Origin of the sequence: Pseudonocardia ammonioxydans, from assembly GCF_900115005.1 — a bacterium.
GTDB lineage: Bacteria > Actinomycetota > Actinomycetes > Mycobacteriales > Pseudonocardiaceae > Pseudonocardia > Pseudonocardia ammonioxydans.
The window spans coordinates 157,653-172,936 of sequence record NZ_FOUY01000008.1 but is presented as its reverse complement, the minus strand read 5'-3'; the positions used below and the strand labels follow the sequence as shown (position 1 = coordinate 172,936).

The window sequence follows — 15,284 nt, the reverse complement described above, 5'->3', positions numbered from 1 at the left end:
TGCTTGCCGAGCCCCACGCGGACGTGGTGCTCTGGATCTCATGGTCGACGGTGAGGTCGGTAACCGGGAGTTCGCGTTCGATGCGGTCGTGGTCGGGGCCGGGTTCGCCGGGCTCTACATGCTGCACCGCCTGCGCGGGCTCGGGATGTCCGCGGTCGTGCTGGAGCAGGCCGCGGGGGTCGGGGGGACCTGGTACTGGAACCGCTACCCGGGTGCCCGGTGCGACTCGGAGAGCTACTACTACTGCTACTCCTTCGACCGCGAGCTCGAGCAGGAGTGGACCTGGACCGAGCGCTACCCGCGCCAGCCGGAGATCAAGGCCTACCTCGACCACGTCGCGGACCGGTTCGACCTGCGCCGCGACATCCGGTTCTCCACGACGGTGACCGGGGCCCGCGCGGACGCGGACGGGCGCGGCTGGACGGTCACGACCACCGGGGCCGAGGCCGGCGAGCGGACCGTGCGCTGCCGGTTCCTGATCACCGCGGTCGGCTGCCTGTCCGCGGCGAACGTCCCGGACCTGCCCGGGCTGGAGTCCTTCGCCGGCCGCTGGTTCCACACCGGACAGTGGCCGCACGAGGGCGTCGACGTGGCGGGCCGGCGGGTCGGCGTCGTCGGCACCGGGTCGACCGGCATCCAGGCCATCCCGGTGCTCGCCGAGACCGCGGCGCACACGACGGTGTTCCAGCGCACCGCGAACTACTCGATCCCGGCCCGCAACGGCCCGCTGTCCGACGCCGAGTCGCGCCGGTACAAGGCCGACTACCCGCAGATCCGCGAGGTCCAGGCGCAGTCGACGAACGGGCACCCGTTCGTGATCAACCAGCAGTCCGCGCTGGAGGTCGGCGCGTCCGAACGCGACGCCGCCTACCGCGCGGCCTGGGAGCGCGGCGGCCTGCGGTTCCGCGCGGCCTACCGCGACCTGCTCGCCGACGAGGCGGCGAACGAGACCGCCTCGGAGTTCATCCGCGACCGCATCCGGGAGATCGTGCGCGACCCGGCCACCGCCGAGCGGTTGCTGCCCCGTGACCACGGGTTCGCCACCAAGCGCCCGCCGATCGACACCCACTACTTCGAGACCTACAACCGCGACGACGTCACGCTGGTCGACGTCCGCTCGGACCCGATCGAGGCCGTCGTCCCGGAGGGCCTGCGGCTGCGCTCGGGCACCGTCCACCCGCTCGACGACCTGGTGTTCGCCACCGGGTTCGACGCACTGACCGGGCCGCTGCTGCGCCTGGACCCGGCCGGGCCGGACGGCACGACGCTGGGCGAGGCGTGGCGGGAGGGCCCGCGGACCTACCTCGGCCTGGCGATCTCCGGCTTCCCGAACCTGTTCACGATCACCGGCCCGTTCAGTCCCTCGGTGCTGACGAACATGCCGAGCTCGATCGAGCAGCACGTCGACTGGATCGCCGGGTGCCTGGAGCACCTGCGCGACACCGGGACCGACCGGATCGAGGCCGACCCCGCCGCGGAGCGCGAGTGGGCCGAGCACAACCGGCAGGCGGCGGACGCCACGCTGCTGCCACGCGCGGCGACGTCCTGGTACCTCGGTGCGAACGTGCCGGGCAAGCCGAGCGTGTTCATGCCCTACGCCGGTGGCTTTGCCCGGTACGCCGCCACCTGCACGGACGTCGCGCGGAGCGGTTACCGCGGGTTCCGGCTGGGCGCACCGCGCGCGGCGGCCTGAGCGCCCCGCCCGGCCACCTGATCACTGGGCCGTTCGGCTCAGTGGCGGGGGGCCGCGTCACGGGTCGTATCCGGGATGTACAGAATGTGTGATGTCGTCCACGGCCCACCGGTCGCGGGCGGCCCCGCCCGGTCGGGAGAGCGGTCGGCGGACGGTCATGACGGTCTGACAGGTCTGACGAGGAGGAACAGGGACGTGCTGGAGCTGGCCATCCGGACCTCCGACGAGCCGGTCTCCCCGGGGCAGTACCGGCACACGGCCACCCACGCCTGGTGGATGGGCACCTTGTTCGCCGGCGACGAGCTCTGCGTGCACTTCTCCGAGCACCTGCTGCAGCAGTGGACCCCGGTCGACCCGGGCGAGGACTGGCTGCTCGACCGCGAGCTGACCGGCCGGCTGCGCTGGCTGTGCGGCGACGGGGCCCGGGCCGTCGAGGAGGGCTTCGAGCTCGCCGACCAGTGGCCGACCGGCCGGTTCCGCGCACCGCACGGCGACTTCTACGCCGAGCTGCAGGGCCATCGGCCCGCCGCGAAGCCCGGTTCGTGGTCGAACCCCACCGAGGCGTTCCTGGCCACGCTGCCGGCCGAGCCGGACGCGATGCTGCACCGGCTGGTCGAGGACAGCCCGCCCGGCCGCGGCTACACCGGCCCGTTCCAGAGCGCGGTGGACGCGCTGCGCACCTGCCGGGTGCCCGCCGATGTCCGGTCGGTGCTCTACACCGCGCTCCGCGAGCTCCCCGCGGTCGAGCTCGGCGAGACCAGGAACCTCGACGGCGAGCTCCACCCGACCCTGGTGCACGACGACGGCCCGGTCCGCAGCGAGTTGCTGATCTCCCCGGTCGACGGCCAGTACGCCGGCGAGCGCGACACCGTCCGCCGCCCGGCCCGGGTCGGCCCGCCGGTCGGCACCGTCGTGGCCGAGACCACCGTCCAGACCTCGGTCGTGGACGTGCTGGGGTCACCGCCCGGTTTCTGAATCGTGTCGTACCCCGCTCCTGGGGAGACGATCACGAAAACGTCACGAAGTGGGACCCGGCGCACTGACACCTCTCGCGCGAAGGGGACTAACCTGGTAGCCGGTCGCGACCACATCGAGCAGCTAACAAGGCGGTTGACGCAGAGTGTCATCGAGCAGTACCTCCCACCAGGCGAGCGGCTTCGGTCCCAACGAGTGGCTCGTCGAGGAGATGTACCAGCGCTTCCAGGAGGACCCGTCGGCCGTGGACCCGGCCTGGCACGAGTTCTTCGCCGACTACGGCAAGGGCGGTGAACCGCGCTCCGCCGAGACCGCGAGCGTGGAGACCGCCGACACGCCGGAGAACGGGTCCGTCCCCGCACGGAGCACCGGCGGGGTCACCCGCGGGCCCGCCACCGAGGACGAGAAGGTCGACGCCTCGTCCGCGCCCTCCCAGAAGGCCGTGGCCAGCGGCGGCACCACGACCGGCCGGGCCTCCGGCTCGGCGCAGGACGTCCCGCCGCCGGTGAAGCCGAAGGCCGAGGCCCCGCCGGCCGAGGAGAAGCTCCGCACCGCGAGCGCCCCGGCGCCGTCGTCGAACGGCGCCGCGAAGCCCGCCGCGGGCACCGGGTCGAAGGCCGCCAAGCCGGCGCAGGACGGGGGTGGCGCGACCTCCACCCCGCTGCGTGGCGCCGCCAACGCGATCGCCAAGAACATGACCGCCTCGCTGGAGCTGCCGACGGCGACCAGCGTCCGCGCGGTACCGGCCAAGCTGCTGGCCGACAACCGCATCGTCATCAACAACCACCTCAAGCGCACCCGCGGCGGGAAGCTGTCGTTCACGCACCTGATCGGCTACGCGCTGGTCAAGGCGCTGGCCGACTTCCCCAACATGAACCGGCACTTCGCCGAGGTGGACGGCAAGGGCTCCGCGGTCACCCCGGAGCACGTCAACCTCGGCCTGGCGATGGACATGCCGGGCAAGGACGGCAGCCGCTCGCTCATCGTCGTGTCGATCAAGGGCTGCGAGAACATGTCGTTCGCGCAGTTCTGGGCCGCCTACGAGGGCATGGTCCGCAAGGCCCGCGACGGCAAGCTCACCGCCGAGGACTTCTCCGGCACCACGATCAGCCTGACCAACCCGGGCACGCTGGGCACCAACCACTCGGTGCCGCGGCTCACCGTCGGTCAGGGCGCGATCATCGGCGTCGGCGCGATGGAGTACCCGGCGGCGTTCCAGGGCGCCTCCGAGGAGCGGCTGGCCGAGCTGGGCATCAGCAAGATCATCACGCTGACGTCCACCTACGACCACCGGATCATCCAGGGCGCCGAGTCCGGCGACTTCCTGCGCCGTGTGCACAGCCTGCTGCTCGGCGAGGACGGCTTCTACGACGACGTCTTCGCCTCGCTGCGGGTGCCCTACGAGCCGATCCGCTGGGTGCAGGACTTCCCGGAGGGCGAGGTCGACAAGACCGCCCGCGTGCTCGAGCTCATCGAGTCCTACCGGACCCGCGGCCACCTCATGGCCGACACCGACCCGCTGAACTACCGCCAGCGCCGCCACCCCGACCTCGACGTGCTGAGCCACGGGCTGACCCTGTGGGACCTCGACCGCGACTTCGCGGTCGGCGGCTTCGGCGGCCAGAGCCACATGAAGCTGCGCGACGTGCTCGGGCTGCTGCGCGCGTCGTACTGCCGGACCATCGGCACCGAGTACATGCACATCGCCGACCCCGAGCAGCGCAAGTGGCTCGAGGAGCGGATCGAGATACCGCACCACAAGCCGGACCAGAGCGAGCAGAAGTACATCCTGTCCCGGCTGAACGCCGCGGAGGCGTTCGAGACGTTCCTGCAGACCAAGTACGTCGGGCAGAAGCGCTTCTCGCTGGAGGGCGGCGAGACCGTCATCCCGCTGCTCGACGCGGTCCTGGACAAGGCGGCCGAGCGCGAGCTCGACGAGGTCGTCGTCGGCATGCCGCACCGCGGCCGGCTCAACGTGCTGGCCAACATCGTCGGCAAGCCGATCAGCCAGATCTTCCGGGAGTTCGAGGGCAACCTCGACCCGGGCCAGGCGCACGGCTCCGGTGACGTGAAGTACCACCTCGGTGCCGAGGGCAAGTACTTCCGGATGTTCGGCGACGGCGAGACCAGGGTGTCGCTGACGGCGAACCCGTCGCACCTCGAGGCCGTCGACCCGGTGCTCGAGGGAATAGTCCGGGCCAAGCAGGACATCCTCGACAAGGGCGACGGCGCGTTCACCGTCCTGCCCGTCCTGCTGCACGGCGACGCCGCGTTCGCCGGCCAGGGCGTGGTGGCCGAGACGCTGAACCTGGCGCTGCTGCGCGGCTACCGCACCGGCGGCACCGTGCACGTCGTCGTCAACAACCAGGTCGGCTTCACCACGGCGCCGGAGTACGCGCGGTCCTCGCAGTACTGCACGGACGTCGCGAAGATGATCGGCGCGCCGGTCTTCCACGTGAACGGCGACGACCCGGAGGCCTGCGTCTGGGTGGCCAAGCTGGCGGTCGAGTACCGCGAGCGCTGGAACAACGACGTCGTGATCGACATGATCTGCTACCGGCGCCGGGGCCACAACGAGGGCGACGACCCGTCGATGACCCAGCCGTCGATGTACGACATCATCGACGCCAAGCGCAGCGTCCGGAAGATCTACACCGAGTCGCTGATCGGCCGGGGCGACATCACGATGGAGGAGGCCGAGCAGGCGCTCAAGGACTTCTCCAACCAGCTCGAGCACGTCTTCAACGAGGTGCGTGAGCTCGAGAAGACCCCGCCGGTGATCTCGCCGTCGATCGAGGACGTGCAGAAGGTCCCGAGCGACCTCAACACCTCGATCCCGCTGGAGGTCGTCCACCGGATCGGCGACGTCCACGAGACGCTCCCGGACGGGTTCGCCGTCCACAAGCGCGTGGAGCCGGTGCTGCGGAAGCGGTACAAGATGTCCCGCGAGGGCGACGTCGACTGGGCCTTCGCCGAGCTGCTCGCCATGGGCTCGCTGGCCCTCGACGGCCGCCTGATCCGGTTGTCCGGGCAGGACTCGCGGCGCGGCACGTTCGTGCAGCGGCACTCGGTGCTGATCGACCGGAACACCGGCGCGGAGTACTTCCCGCTGCGCAACCTGGCCGAGGGCCAGGGCCGGTTCCTGCCCTACGACTCGGCGCTCTCGGAGTTCGCGGCGGTCGGCTTCGAGTACGGCTACTCGGTCGCCAACCCCGAGTCGCTCGTCATGTGGGAGGGCCAGTTCGGCGACTTCGTCAACGGCGCCCAGTCGATCATCGACGAGTTCATCTCGTCCGGTGAGGCGAAGTGGGGTCAGCTCTCCGACGTCGCGCTGCTGCTGCCGCACGGCCTCGAGGGCCAGGGCCCCGACCACAGCTCCGGGCGCATCGAGCGGTTCCTGCAGCTGTGCGCCGAGGGGTCGATGACGGTCTCGCTGCCCTCCACCCCGGCGAACTACTTCCACCTGCTGCGCCAGCACACCCTCGACGGGGTCCGCCGGCCGCTGGTGGTCTTCACGCCGAAGTGGATGCTGCGCGCCAAGCAGGTCGTCAGCTCGCTGTCCGACTTCACCGACGGCCGGTTCCAGCCGGTCATCGACGACCCGGAGCACAGCGGGACGAACGGCCCGGTCCGGGGCGTGAAGCGGGTGCTGTTCTGCTCCGGCAAGATCTACTGGGAGCTCGCGGCGGCACGCGACAAGCGCCGCAAGAACGGTGACGACTCGGTCGACGAGACCGCCGTCGTGCGGGTCGAGCGGCTGTACCCGATGCCGGTCGACGAGATCGCCGAGACCCTGGAGCGCTACCCCGAGGCCGACGACGTCCGCTGGGTCCAGGAGGAGCCGGCGAACCAGGGTTCGTGGCCGTACTACGGCCTCGAGCTCCCGCAGAAGCTCCCGCAGCTGCAGGGGCGGTTCACCCGGGTGTCGCGGCGGCGGATGGCCGCCCCGGCCGCCGGGTCGTCGAAGGTGCACGAGGTCGAGCAGGCCGAGCTGATCGAGAAGGCGTTCGCGCGGTCCTGACGCACGACGTCGCGACGGCCGGGCACGGATCCTCCGTGCCCGGCCGTCGTCGTCCCGGGGCCCGGCTACCCTGTGCGGCGTGTACTTCACCGACCGCGGAATCGAGGAGCTCGTCGACCGGCGCGGCGACGAGCAGGTCAGCGTCGAGTGGCTCGCGGACCGGCTGCGGGCCTTCGTCGACCTGAACCCGCAGTTCGAGACGGCCGTCGAGCGGCTGTCCAGCTTCCTCGCCCGCGACGACGCCGACGACGAGTGACCGGCGGCCCGGCCCCGGCGACCGGTGCCCCGGGCTCAGCCGTCGTGGCGGCGTAGCCGGAACAGCCGCCGGTCCCCGGACGCGCGCAGCGCCTCCAGGGCCTCGTCGGCCTCGCGCTCCAGCTGCCCGTGCCGGGCCGGGTCGGCCCGCAGGTCGGGCCGCGGGCGCGGCTTGCCCGGTTCCTCCGCCGACCACATCACCTGTAGCGCGGCCTCCCAGCGCAGCTCCGCCATGCCGCGGGCGAGCGTCAGTGTGTCCGAGGCGGCCCGCAGCTCCTGCTCGGCGACGTGCAGCTCGCGGCGCAGCTCGGCGGCACGGTCGGCGTCCCGCTCCCGCAGCTCGACGACGGCGCCGGCCAGCTCGGCCACCACCTCGCGGTACCGCTCGACCGCGCTCACCGGCCACCACCCCGATCGGTCAGGATCACCAGCTGGGGCCGCGAGTGGCGGGCCCGGTCCAGGAACAGCCCGCGCCCCGGCGTCGGGGTCCAGTCCAGCGGCTGCCCGCCGAGCAGCGGCGCCAGGTCGGTGCCCTGCACGCCGGTCGCCACCCACGCCCCGAGGTCCTCGATCGCGGCGCCGGGCGGGGCGAGCAGGGTCTTCAGCCGCTGCGGGCCCTGCCACCAGCCCAGCACGTGCACGCCGGCACCCGGCCCGTGCCGCAGCACCGCACGCAGGTCCTCGGTGCCGGTGCGGTCCAGCATCGGCTCGGCCCCGTCGGCACCGAACAGCACCACCACCAGCGGCGGATGCCCGCCGGTGCCGGTGCCGCCGGACCGGTCCCGGACCACGGCCGCCAGCTCCGTGACCCGGGCGGCGAACCCGTCGGCGAACACCTTCTCGACCTCGCCGTGCAGCCGACCGGCCAGCTCGTCGACGGCCGGGGCGGCGTCGGGCGCCAGCGGGACCAGCAGGACGCGGGTGCCCTCGTCGGGCAGGCCGGCGACGTAGGACTCCACCGCCGAGCACAGCAGCGGGACGGCGACGCGCGCGTCCGGCCCGAGCACCCCGAGGTTGCGGCCCGGGGCGTCGGCCAGCTCGGCCACCGCCGGGCTGCCGTGGACGTCGACGAACTGCCCGACCAGTGCCCGTGGCGCGAGCCCGGCCGGGAGCCGGGCGGCCAGCGTGTCGTGGTCGGGGGCCCGGGCGCCGTCGAACACGACCGGCTCGGGCTCGTCCGGGTGGGTGTCGAAGGCCGTGCGCTGCACCTCGCGCACCAGTGCGGCACCGGCCTCGGGCACCTTCACCACCTGGTTGCCGTGCTCCACGCCGGAGTCGTGGTTGACGATCGCGTGCCAGCGCGGCAGCTCCAGCGCCGCCTCGTTGTCCTGGGCGAGGATCCGCCGGGCCCGGGGCAGCGCGATCCGCAGCACGAACTGTTCGAAGATCGCCGAGCGGCCCCACAGTGCGTCGATCCCGGAGATGTCCTGGCTGGCCAGGACCAGGTGCACGCCCTGCGAGCGGCCGCGCCGGGCGACGTCCTCGAGCAGCGCGGTGGCCTCGGCGCTGACCGCGTCGCGGCCGGTGAACAGGAACTGGAACTCGTCGATCACCGCGACGATGCGGGGCAGCCGGGCCTCCTCGCCGGTGATCCCCCGGTCGGCCAGCTCCGTGCGCAGCTCGGCCAGCTTGGTCGCGCCGTGCCGGCGGGCCGACTCGGCCCGCACGCGCATCACGTCGGACAGGTGCCGCAGCAGGGCCAGCCCGAACTCGCGGTCGGTGTTGATGTTGACCCCGATCAGCCGGGCCTGCGGCAGCCGGTCCGGGCGGCGCCCGTCGGGATCGGGCGCGAACTGGGTGAAGGAGACGCCCTCCTTGAAGTCGAGCAGGTACAGCTCGACCTCGTCCGGGCCGTAGCGCGCGGCCAGCCCGGAGATCCAGGCCAGCAGCAGGTTCGTCTTGCCGGAGCCGCTGGGGCCGCCGACCAGCGCGTGCGGCGAGTGGTCGTCGAGGCACAGCTCGGTCGGCATGCCGTCGCTGAACCCGATCTCGGTGACCAGGCCCTGGTGCGAGCGGTCCCGCCCGCGGTCCTCCACCGGCGGGAGCAGGTCGGCGAACGCGCCGAGCCGGCCGCGCCACTGCTCGTGCGCCGTCGCGATCGCGGTGCAGATCGCCGTCACCTCGTCCGGCGGGACCGGCGGGTCCGGCTCGACGAGCACGTGCGGCCCGGTCAGCGAGCTGCGCACCGGCACCGGCGCCGCGTCCACCTCCGGGTCCACACCGGGCGGATCGCCGAAGGTGACCGACTCGACCGGGCGGCGCAGCGCCACCGGCACGTCCAGCAGCACCAGCACCACACCGGCCGCGATCCCACCGCGGGCGACCCGCTGCAGCTGGCGCAGCTCGGCCTCGGGCAGCTCGCTGCCGTTGCCGACCAGCACCGCCACCATCCACGACTCGGGGCGCTTGCCGCTCTGCTCGGCCATCTCCCGCAGCGACGAGCTGCCCGCGGCGAGCACCCGGGTCTGCACCCGGCGGATCCGGTCGGCGAGCTGGGCCAGCAGGCTCTCCAGGCGGGTCGGGTCGTGCACGGTGAGCAGGCCGGTGCGGGTCAGCGGGTAGAGCCCCGGCAGCGCGCCGGCGAGCTGGCCGACGTCCCACACGTGCACGTTCACCACACCGGGCCGGAAGTGGCGCAGCATCCGCAGCACGAGCTGCTCGACCATGGCCTCGGCCCGCTCGCGGGTCCGCGGCGTCGAGACGATCTGCAGGTGCGCGCCGTCGAGCAGCGGGACCGCCACCCGGAACGGCGTGCCGCCCTCGACCGAGCCGGTGCCCAGCACCCACATCTCCGGCACCGCGCCGACCGCCTCGGCCTCCCCCGCGACGGCCTTCCACTCCGCCGGGTCGTCGCCGGCGGCGCCGGGCGTCGCACCCGCCACGATCTCCGAGAGCACCTGCGGCGAGTCGCCCTGCCAGCGGTCGAAGGCGTGCGCGCGGTCCTCCGCGACCCGGGCCACGACCTCGGCGAACCGCGGGTTGGCCAGCACCCGGGCGAGGCCGGGGTCCTGCTGGGCGGCGTCGTGCCCGGTCTCCCGCAGCCACAGCTCGGCCATCACCTCGGCGTGCGCGCGGGCGGCCCGGTCCCGGCGGGCCTCGGCCGAGCCGAGCGCGGCGGAGGCCGCGAAGTGGAAGCGTTCGAACGCGGCTCGGATCCGGTCGCGGCGACGGGCCATCACGCTGGGGAGGGGGTCGGCGGTGGCGGGATCGGCGGTACCGGGGGGCGGGCCGGCGACGCCGGTGTCACAGCCGGGACGCGACGTCGTCGGCGGACTGCATCGCGACGTGCAGGGCCTGCTCGACCTCGTCGATCTTCTCCGAGGCGGCGGCGAACCGGGCGCGGGCGTCGTCGGCGTCGTTCTGCGCGGTGCCGTAGATGTTCTGGGAGAACGCCGAGGCCGCCTCCTCGATGGCCTGCCGCGCGTGCCGCAACGCGCCGAGGCTCTCGGTGGCCTGCTGGTTGGCCCGCCCGATCCCGGCCCGGATCTCGTCGATGTTCGCCATGCCACCCTCCGTGCGTGCTCGTGCGGGCGGCCGGACACTTCCGGTCGCCGTCGTGGGAGAACCTATCGGCCGGTGTCGTCACCATGGTGAGCCGCGCGGTCACGCGGCGCAACGCGCGCCGAACGTGACCCTGGACGCCACGAGCGGCCCGGGTGATTTCCGCGCCACCGTGCGCAGGGAGGCGTTAGCGTGCCCGGCGAACGGGCGGCACCGGAACCGGCGACCGCCCCGATGGACGTGGTGATCGGAGCGTGACGATGGCATCCCCGGGCCCGCAGACCGAGTTCCTCGAACCGCCGACCGGGGCGCGGAAGATCCGCTCGATCGGTCCCGGGCTGGTCGCGGCCGCGACCGGTGTCGGCGCCGGTGACCTGGTCGCCACGATGGTCGCCGGGGCGAGCTTCGGCACGGTGCTGCTGTGGGCGGCGATCGCCGGCACGCTGGTCAAGCTCGCGCTCGGCGAGGCCGTCGGCCGCTGGCACCTCGCCTCCGGCGCCACCATGCTCGACGGCTGGCGGCGGCTCGGGCGCTGGGCGACGGTCTTCTTCGGCGTCTACATCGTCATCTGGGGCTTCGTCTACGGCGCCACCGCGATGTCCGCGGTCGGGTTGCCGATGAACGCGCTGTTCGGCGGCCTGTCGGTGCGGTGGTGGGGCATCCTCGCCGGCATCGCCGGGCTCGTGCTGGTGTGGCTGCAGCGCTACGCCCTGTTCGAGAAGGTCATGACCGTCCTGGTCGCGGTGATGTTCGTGTCCGTCATCGGGATCGCGGTCCTCGTCGGGCCGGACCTGGGCGCGCTGGCCGCCGGGCTGGTGCCGCGACTGCCGAGCGGATCCACCGTCTACGTGCTCGGGCTGATCGGCGGTGTGGGCGGCACGATCACGATGTCCAGCTACGGCTACTGGCTCTACGCCAAGGGCTGGAAGGGCCCGCGGTGGCTGTCGATGATGCGCCTCGACAACGCCGTCGGCTATGTCCTGACCGGCCTGTTCGTCGTCGCGATGCTGGTCATCGGCGGGACGGTGCTGCTCGGCATGGAGATCACCGACGACGACGAGGGCCTGCTGGTGCTCGGCGACCGGCTCGGCGAGATCCACGGCGAGGGCATCCGGATCCTGTTCCTGGTCGGTTTCCTGGCCGCTTCGGCGACCTCGCTGATCGGCGTGTGGAACGGGGTCTCGCTGCTGTTCACCGACTGGGTCCGCGCGATCCGGCTGCCGCACGGCAGGGCGACCGTGATCGGCCCGCAGGACTCGGTCGTCGCCGGCGAGGCACCGGCGGTCGCTGCCTCGGAGGGCGAGGCACCGGACACCGGGACGCCGGACACCGGGGCACCGGACGGCGGGCGCGGCGCGGGGCCCGGCCGGGCGGATGCCTACGAGGCGGCGGCCGCCGAGCGCTCGTGGGCGTTCCGCGGCTATCTGCTGTGGCTGACCTTCCCGCCGATGGGTCTGCTGTTCCTGGACCGGCCGTTCGCGCTGACCCTGGCCTACGGCGTGCTCGGGTCGTTCTTCATGCCGTTCCTGGCGATCACGCTGCTGTTGCTGCTGAACACGAAACTGCTCCCGAAGGAGGGACGCAGCGGGTGGCTGTCCAACGGCGTGCTGGTGATCGCGTCGGTGCTGTTCACGATCCTGCTCGTCACCGATGTGCAGTCCCGACTGTTCTGACCGGGCTGTTCTGATCGGGCTGCTCTGATCGGGCTGCTCTGATCGGGCTGCTCTGATCGGGCTGTTGTGATCGAGCCGGGCGTCAGCCGATCTCGACCGGGTCCCCCCGGTGGATCGGGCCGGGGGTCTCGACCCGTGCGTAGAGCCCGGCGCACGGCAGCACCCCGAAGCCCTCGACCTCGACCCGGTTGCGCTCCGCCGGGCGCCGCAGCGCCTGCGGGGCCCGGGGCAGGTCGCCGTGCTCGAGCGTCGGCACCGAACACCGCGGCGTCGGCAGGGTCGGAACCAGGGTGACGGCACCGATCGTCAGCGGCCGGCCCAGCCAGTCGTTCTCGACGAACGCCGGTGTCCCCGGCGGGGTCACGACGACGACGTTGGGCCGGTAGCGCAGCGCCTCGACACCGACCTCGTCGAGCGTCGCCGTGGTGATCAGGTGCACCGGCGAGTGGTCGACGAACCGCCCGCCGGGCGTGCCCTGGGCGATCTCCAGCAGCGGCGCCTCGAGATCGGCGTCGAGCCCCTGGGCCAGCACCTGCTCCGGGTCCGGCCGTTCGACGACCGCGCCGTCGGCCCGCCGGGTGCTGACGGTGACCTTCCGGCCCAGCAGCTCGGACAGCGGACCGTCGGCCGACCCGGCGGCCAGGGTGCGCCCGTCCGGCAGCACCACCTGCACCTGGGGCCCGGACCCGGCCGAGCGACAGCGCAGCAGCGCCCGCCAGTGCCGGGGCTGCTTCGCGGTCGCGACCCGGCCGTGCTCGGCGTCGACCAGGGCGTAGACCCGGTCGCCGATCACGCCGTGGGTGTCCAGGTCGAGCGAGGCGAGGTCCTCCCCCAGCATCGACTTGACCGGGTACCGGTGCAGGGATGCCACCTTCACGTGCCACCTCCGATGATCTGCTTGCTGCTCAGCCAGTCCGCGGCCACGGTGCGCAGCGCGGGCTTGTCCGGGCCGGCGGCCTCGGCGTTCATCGCGAGCAGCTCGTCGGTCGTCAGCTCCGCCGAGATCCGGTCCAGCACCGCGCGGACCTGCGGTGAGGCCTTCCGCTCCGCCATGACCGGCACGACGTTCTGCGCCGCGAAGTTCTCCTTCGGGTCGGCGAGCGGGACGAAGTCGTTCTGCGGCAGCGCCGGGTCGGTGGTGAACAGGTTCGCCGCCTGGACGTCGCCGCCGCGCAACGCGGCCACGGTGAGCGGGCCGCCGGAGTCGAGGGTGCGGTACTCGCCGAACGCGCAGCCGTAGTTCCGCGCCAGCCCGGGGATGCCGTCCGGCCGGGTCCGGAACTCCGAGCCACCGCCGAAGGTCACCTCGGGACAGTACCGCGCCAGGTCCGCGATCGAGACCAGATTCCACCGCTGCGCCGTCTCCCGGGTCACCACGACGGCGTCGGAGTTCTCCGCCTCGGAGCGCTCGCCGAGCACCAGCCCGGGCGGCAGCGCGGCCTGCAGGTCCCGGTACACGTCGTCGGGTTCGACGGCGGCGGCCTCCTGGTCGAGGTAGGTCAGCAGCGCGCCGGAGTAGTCCGGGATCAGGTCGACCGAGCCGTCCTGCAGTGCCGGGAAGTACGCCTCCCGGGAACCGATCGCGACCGGGTTCTCGACCTCGACGCCCGCGTCGCGCAGGGCCAGCGCGTACACCTCGGCGAGCAGCTGGGACTCGGTGAAGTTCCCGGAGCCGATCGCGACCACGTCCGGGTCGGTGTCGCTCCCGGCCAGCGGGTCGCCACCGCACCCGGCCACCGCGAACACCGCCACCAGCAGGATCGCCACGAGCCTGGTCATGCCGCCTCCGCCTCCCGGGCCGCGCCGCCGCGGATCAGCCGCAGCGGCCGCCGTCCGGCCGGCGCGGTCTGCTGCAGGCCGGGCGAGACCAGCAGCCGCTGCACCCCACCCAGCAGCAGGTCGGCGACGACGGCGAGGGCGGCCACCAGGATCGACCCGCCGACCATCGCGCCGAAGTCGCGCTGGCCGAGACCGTCGAGGATGAACCGGCCCAGGCCGCCGATGCCGACGTAGGCGGCGACGGTGGCCGTCGAGATCACCTGCAGGGTGGCGCTGCGGATCCCGCCGATGATCAGCGGCAGCGCGTTGGGCAGCTCCACCTTCCACAGCACCTCGGGCCCGCGCATGCCCATCCCCCGCGCGGCGTCCACCACCGCGGGGTCGACGTTGCGCACCCCGGAGTAGGTCCCGGCCAGCAGCGGCGGCACCGCGATGATCACCAGGGCGATCAGCGGGCCGAGCAGGCCGAGCCCCACCAGCAGGAACAGCAGTACCAGCAGGCCCAGCGTCGGGAGCGCGCGCAGCGCGTTCGCCAGCCCGACGACGACGACCCCGCCGCGCCCGGTGTGCCCGATCCAGGCACCCAGCGGCAGCGCGATCGCCATCGCGATCAGCATCGTCAGGGTCGTGTAGCCGAGGTGTTCGGCGAGCCGGACCAGGATGCCCTCCGGGCCCGTCCAGTTCGCGCCGGTGAAGAGCCAGCCGAGGTGGTTCATCGGCGGGCCCCCGGCCGTGCCCGGCCGGCCGTCGGCTGCTGCGCCCGTTCCCAGGGGGTGAGCAACCGCCCGGCCAGCACCAGCAGGGCGTCGACGACGAGCGCCAGCAGCAGCACGAGCACGATCCCGGCGACCGTCTGCTGCGGGATCTCCCGCTGGAAGCCCTCGGTGAACATCTTGCCGAGCCCACCGAACCCGATCACGGAACCGACGGTGACCAGGCTGATCGAGCTCACCGCCGCGACGCGCAGCCCGGCCACGATCACCGGGACCGCGATCGGGAGCTCGACGGCGAGGAACCGGCGCACCGGCCGGAACCCCATCGCCGTCGCGGAGTCGACGATCCGCTCCGGCACCGCGGAGAGCCCGTCGGCGACCGTGCGGACGAGCAGCGCCAGCACGTAGACGGTGAGCGCGACGATCACGTTGAGCGGATCGAGGATCCGGGTGCCGATGATCGGCGGCAGGAACACGAACAGCGCCAGCGAGGGCAGCGTGTAGAGGAACCCGGCCGCGTTGAGCGTCAGCGTCCGGCCCCAGGATCGGCGGTTGGCGAGCCACCCCAGCGGGATCGCCAGCACCAGGCCGAGCAGCACCGGCAGCAGCGAGAGCACCAGGTGCTCGCGGGTCAGCTCCAGCACCAGCCCCGAGTTGCGCAGGACCCAGTCCAT

General features: G+C 73.0%; 12 protein-coding genes. 5 read left to right on the top strand and 7 right to left on the bottom strand.

Going from position 1 to position 15,284, the window contains the following annotated elements; genetic code table 11:
* Positions 1–40: 40 nt before the first annotated feature.
* The 4 genes from BM093_RS10530 to BM093_RS35865 all read left to right on the top strand — a co-directional run bounded on the left by BM093_RS10530 (position 41) and on the right by BM093_RS35865 (position 6,945).
* The gene (locus BM093_RS10530) at positions 41–1,693 is read left to right on the top strand and encodes a flavin-containing monooxygenase (RefSeq protein ID WP_093340845.1); all 1,653 of its coding nucleotides are present in this window, start codon (positions 41–43) and stop codon (positions 1,691–1,693) included.
* Positions 1,694–1,888: 195 nt separating this feature from the next.
* On the top strand, positions 1,889–2,668 hold the full coding sequence (locus BM093_RS10525) for a hypothetical protein (protein WP_093340842.1): 780 nt from the start codon (positions 1,889–1,891) through the stop codon (positions 2,666–2,668).
* Between the two features lie 145 nt (positions 2,669–2,813).
* Positions 2,814–6,689 carry a multifunctional oxoglutarate decarboxylase/oxoglutarate dehydrogenase thiamine pyrophosphate-binding subunit/dihydrolipoyllysine-residue succinyltransferase subunit gene (locus BM093_RS10520; protein WP_093340840.1) on the top strand — a complete coding sequence of 1,292 codons (3,876 nt, stop codon included), beginning with the start codon at positions 2,814–2,816 and terminating at the stop codon, positions 6,687–6,689.
* Positions 6,690–6,768: 79 nt separating this feature from the next.
* Complete coding sequence (locus BM093_RS35865; RefSeq protein ID WP_093340837.1) at positions 6,769–6,945, top strand: DUF6104 family protein; 177 nt, start codon at positions 6,769–6,771, stop codon at positions 6,943–6,945.
* A gap of 35 nt (positions 6,946–6,980) precedes the next feature.
* Here the strand turns inward: BM093_RS35865 and BM093_RS10510 are convergent, their stop codons facing one another.
* From BM093_RS10510 to BM093_RS10500, 3 genes are all read right to left on the bottom strand, one after another.
* The gene (locus BM093_RS10510; protein ID WP_093340834.1) at positions 6,981–7,343 is read right to left on the bottom strand and encodes a hypothetical protein; all 363 of its coding nucleotides are present in this window, start codon (positions 7,341–7,343) and stop codon (positions 6,981–6,983) included.
* Positions 7,340–10,120, bottom strand: coding sequence for an FtsK/SpoIIIE domain-containing protein (locus BM093_RS10505; RefSeq protein WP_093340832.1), 2,781 nt, complete (start codon positions 10,118–10,120; stop codon positions 7,340–7,342). Before BM093_RS10505 ends, BM093_RS10510 begins: the two co-directional genes overlap by 4 nt.
* A gap of 67 nt (positions 10,121–10,187) precedes the next feature.
* On the bottom strand, positions 10,188–10,448 hold the full coding sequence (locus BM093_RS10500) for a hypothetical protein (protein ID WP_093340830.1): 261 nt from the start codon (positions 10,446–10,448) through the stop codon (positions 10,188–10,190).
* A 257-nt stretch (positions 10,449–10,705) separates the two neighbouring features.
* Here BM093_RS10500 and BM093_RS10495 point away from each other — a divergent pair, with 257 nt between their 5' ends.
* Positions 10,706–12,118 carry an Nramp family divalent metal transporter gene (locus tag BM093_RS10495; protein ID WP_177238384.1) on the top strand — a complete coding sequence of 471 codons (1,413 nt, stop codon included), beginning with the start codon at positions 10,706–10,708 and terminating at the stop codon, positions 12,116–12,118.
* 82 nt (positions 12,119–12,200) lie between these two features.
* On the opposite strand, the gene BM093_RS10490 is transcribed toward BM093_RS10495, so the two are convergent.
* Genes BM093_RS10490 through BM093_RS10475 form a run of 4 tightly spaced genes read right to left on the bottom strand, consistent with a single transcriptional unit; the run spans position 12,201 to position 15,284 of the window.
* A complete protein-coding gene (locus BM093_RS10490; RefSeq protein ID WP_093340826.1) occupies positions 12,201–12,995 on the bottom strand; it encodes an MOSC domain-containing protein in 795 nt (264 codons plus the stop codon).
* Positions 12,992–13,897, bottom strand: coding sequence for an ABC transporter substrate-binding protein (locus tag BM093_RS10485; RefSeq protein WP_093340824.1), 906 nt, complete (start codon positions 13,895–13,897; stop codon positions 12,992–12,994). The genes BM093_RS10490 and BM093_RS10485 overlap by 4 nt, the downstream gene beginning before the upstream one ends.
* On the bottom strand, positions 13,894–14,613 hold the full coding sequence (locus BM093_RS10480) for an ABC transporter permease (protein ID WP_093340822.1): 720 nt from the start codon (positions 14,611–14,613) through the stop codon (positions 13,894–13,896). Before BM093_RS10480 ends, BM093_RS10485 begins: the two co-directional genes overlap by 4 nt.
* Positions 14,610–15,284, bottom strand: a complete 675-nt coding sequence (locus BM093_RS10475) for an ABC transporter permease (protein WP_093340820.1) — start codon at positions 15,282–15,284, stop codon at positions 14,610–14,612. The genes BM093_RS10480 and BM093_RS10475 overlap by 4 nt, the downstream gene beginning before the upstream one ends.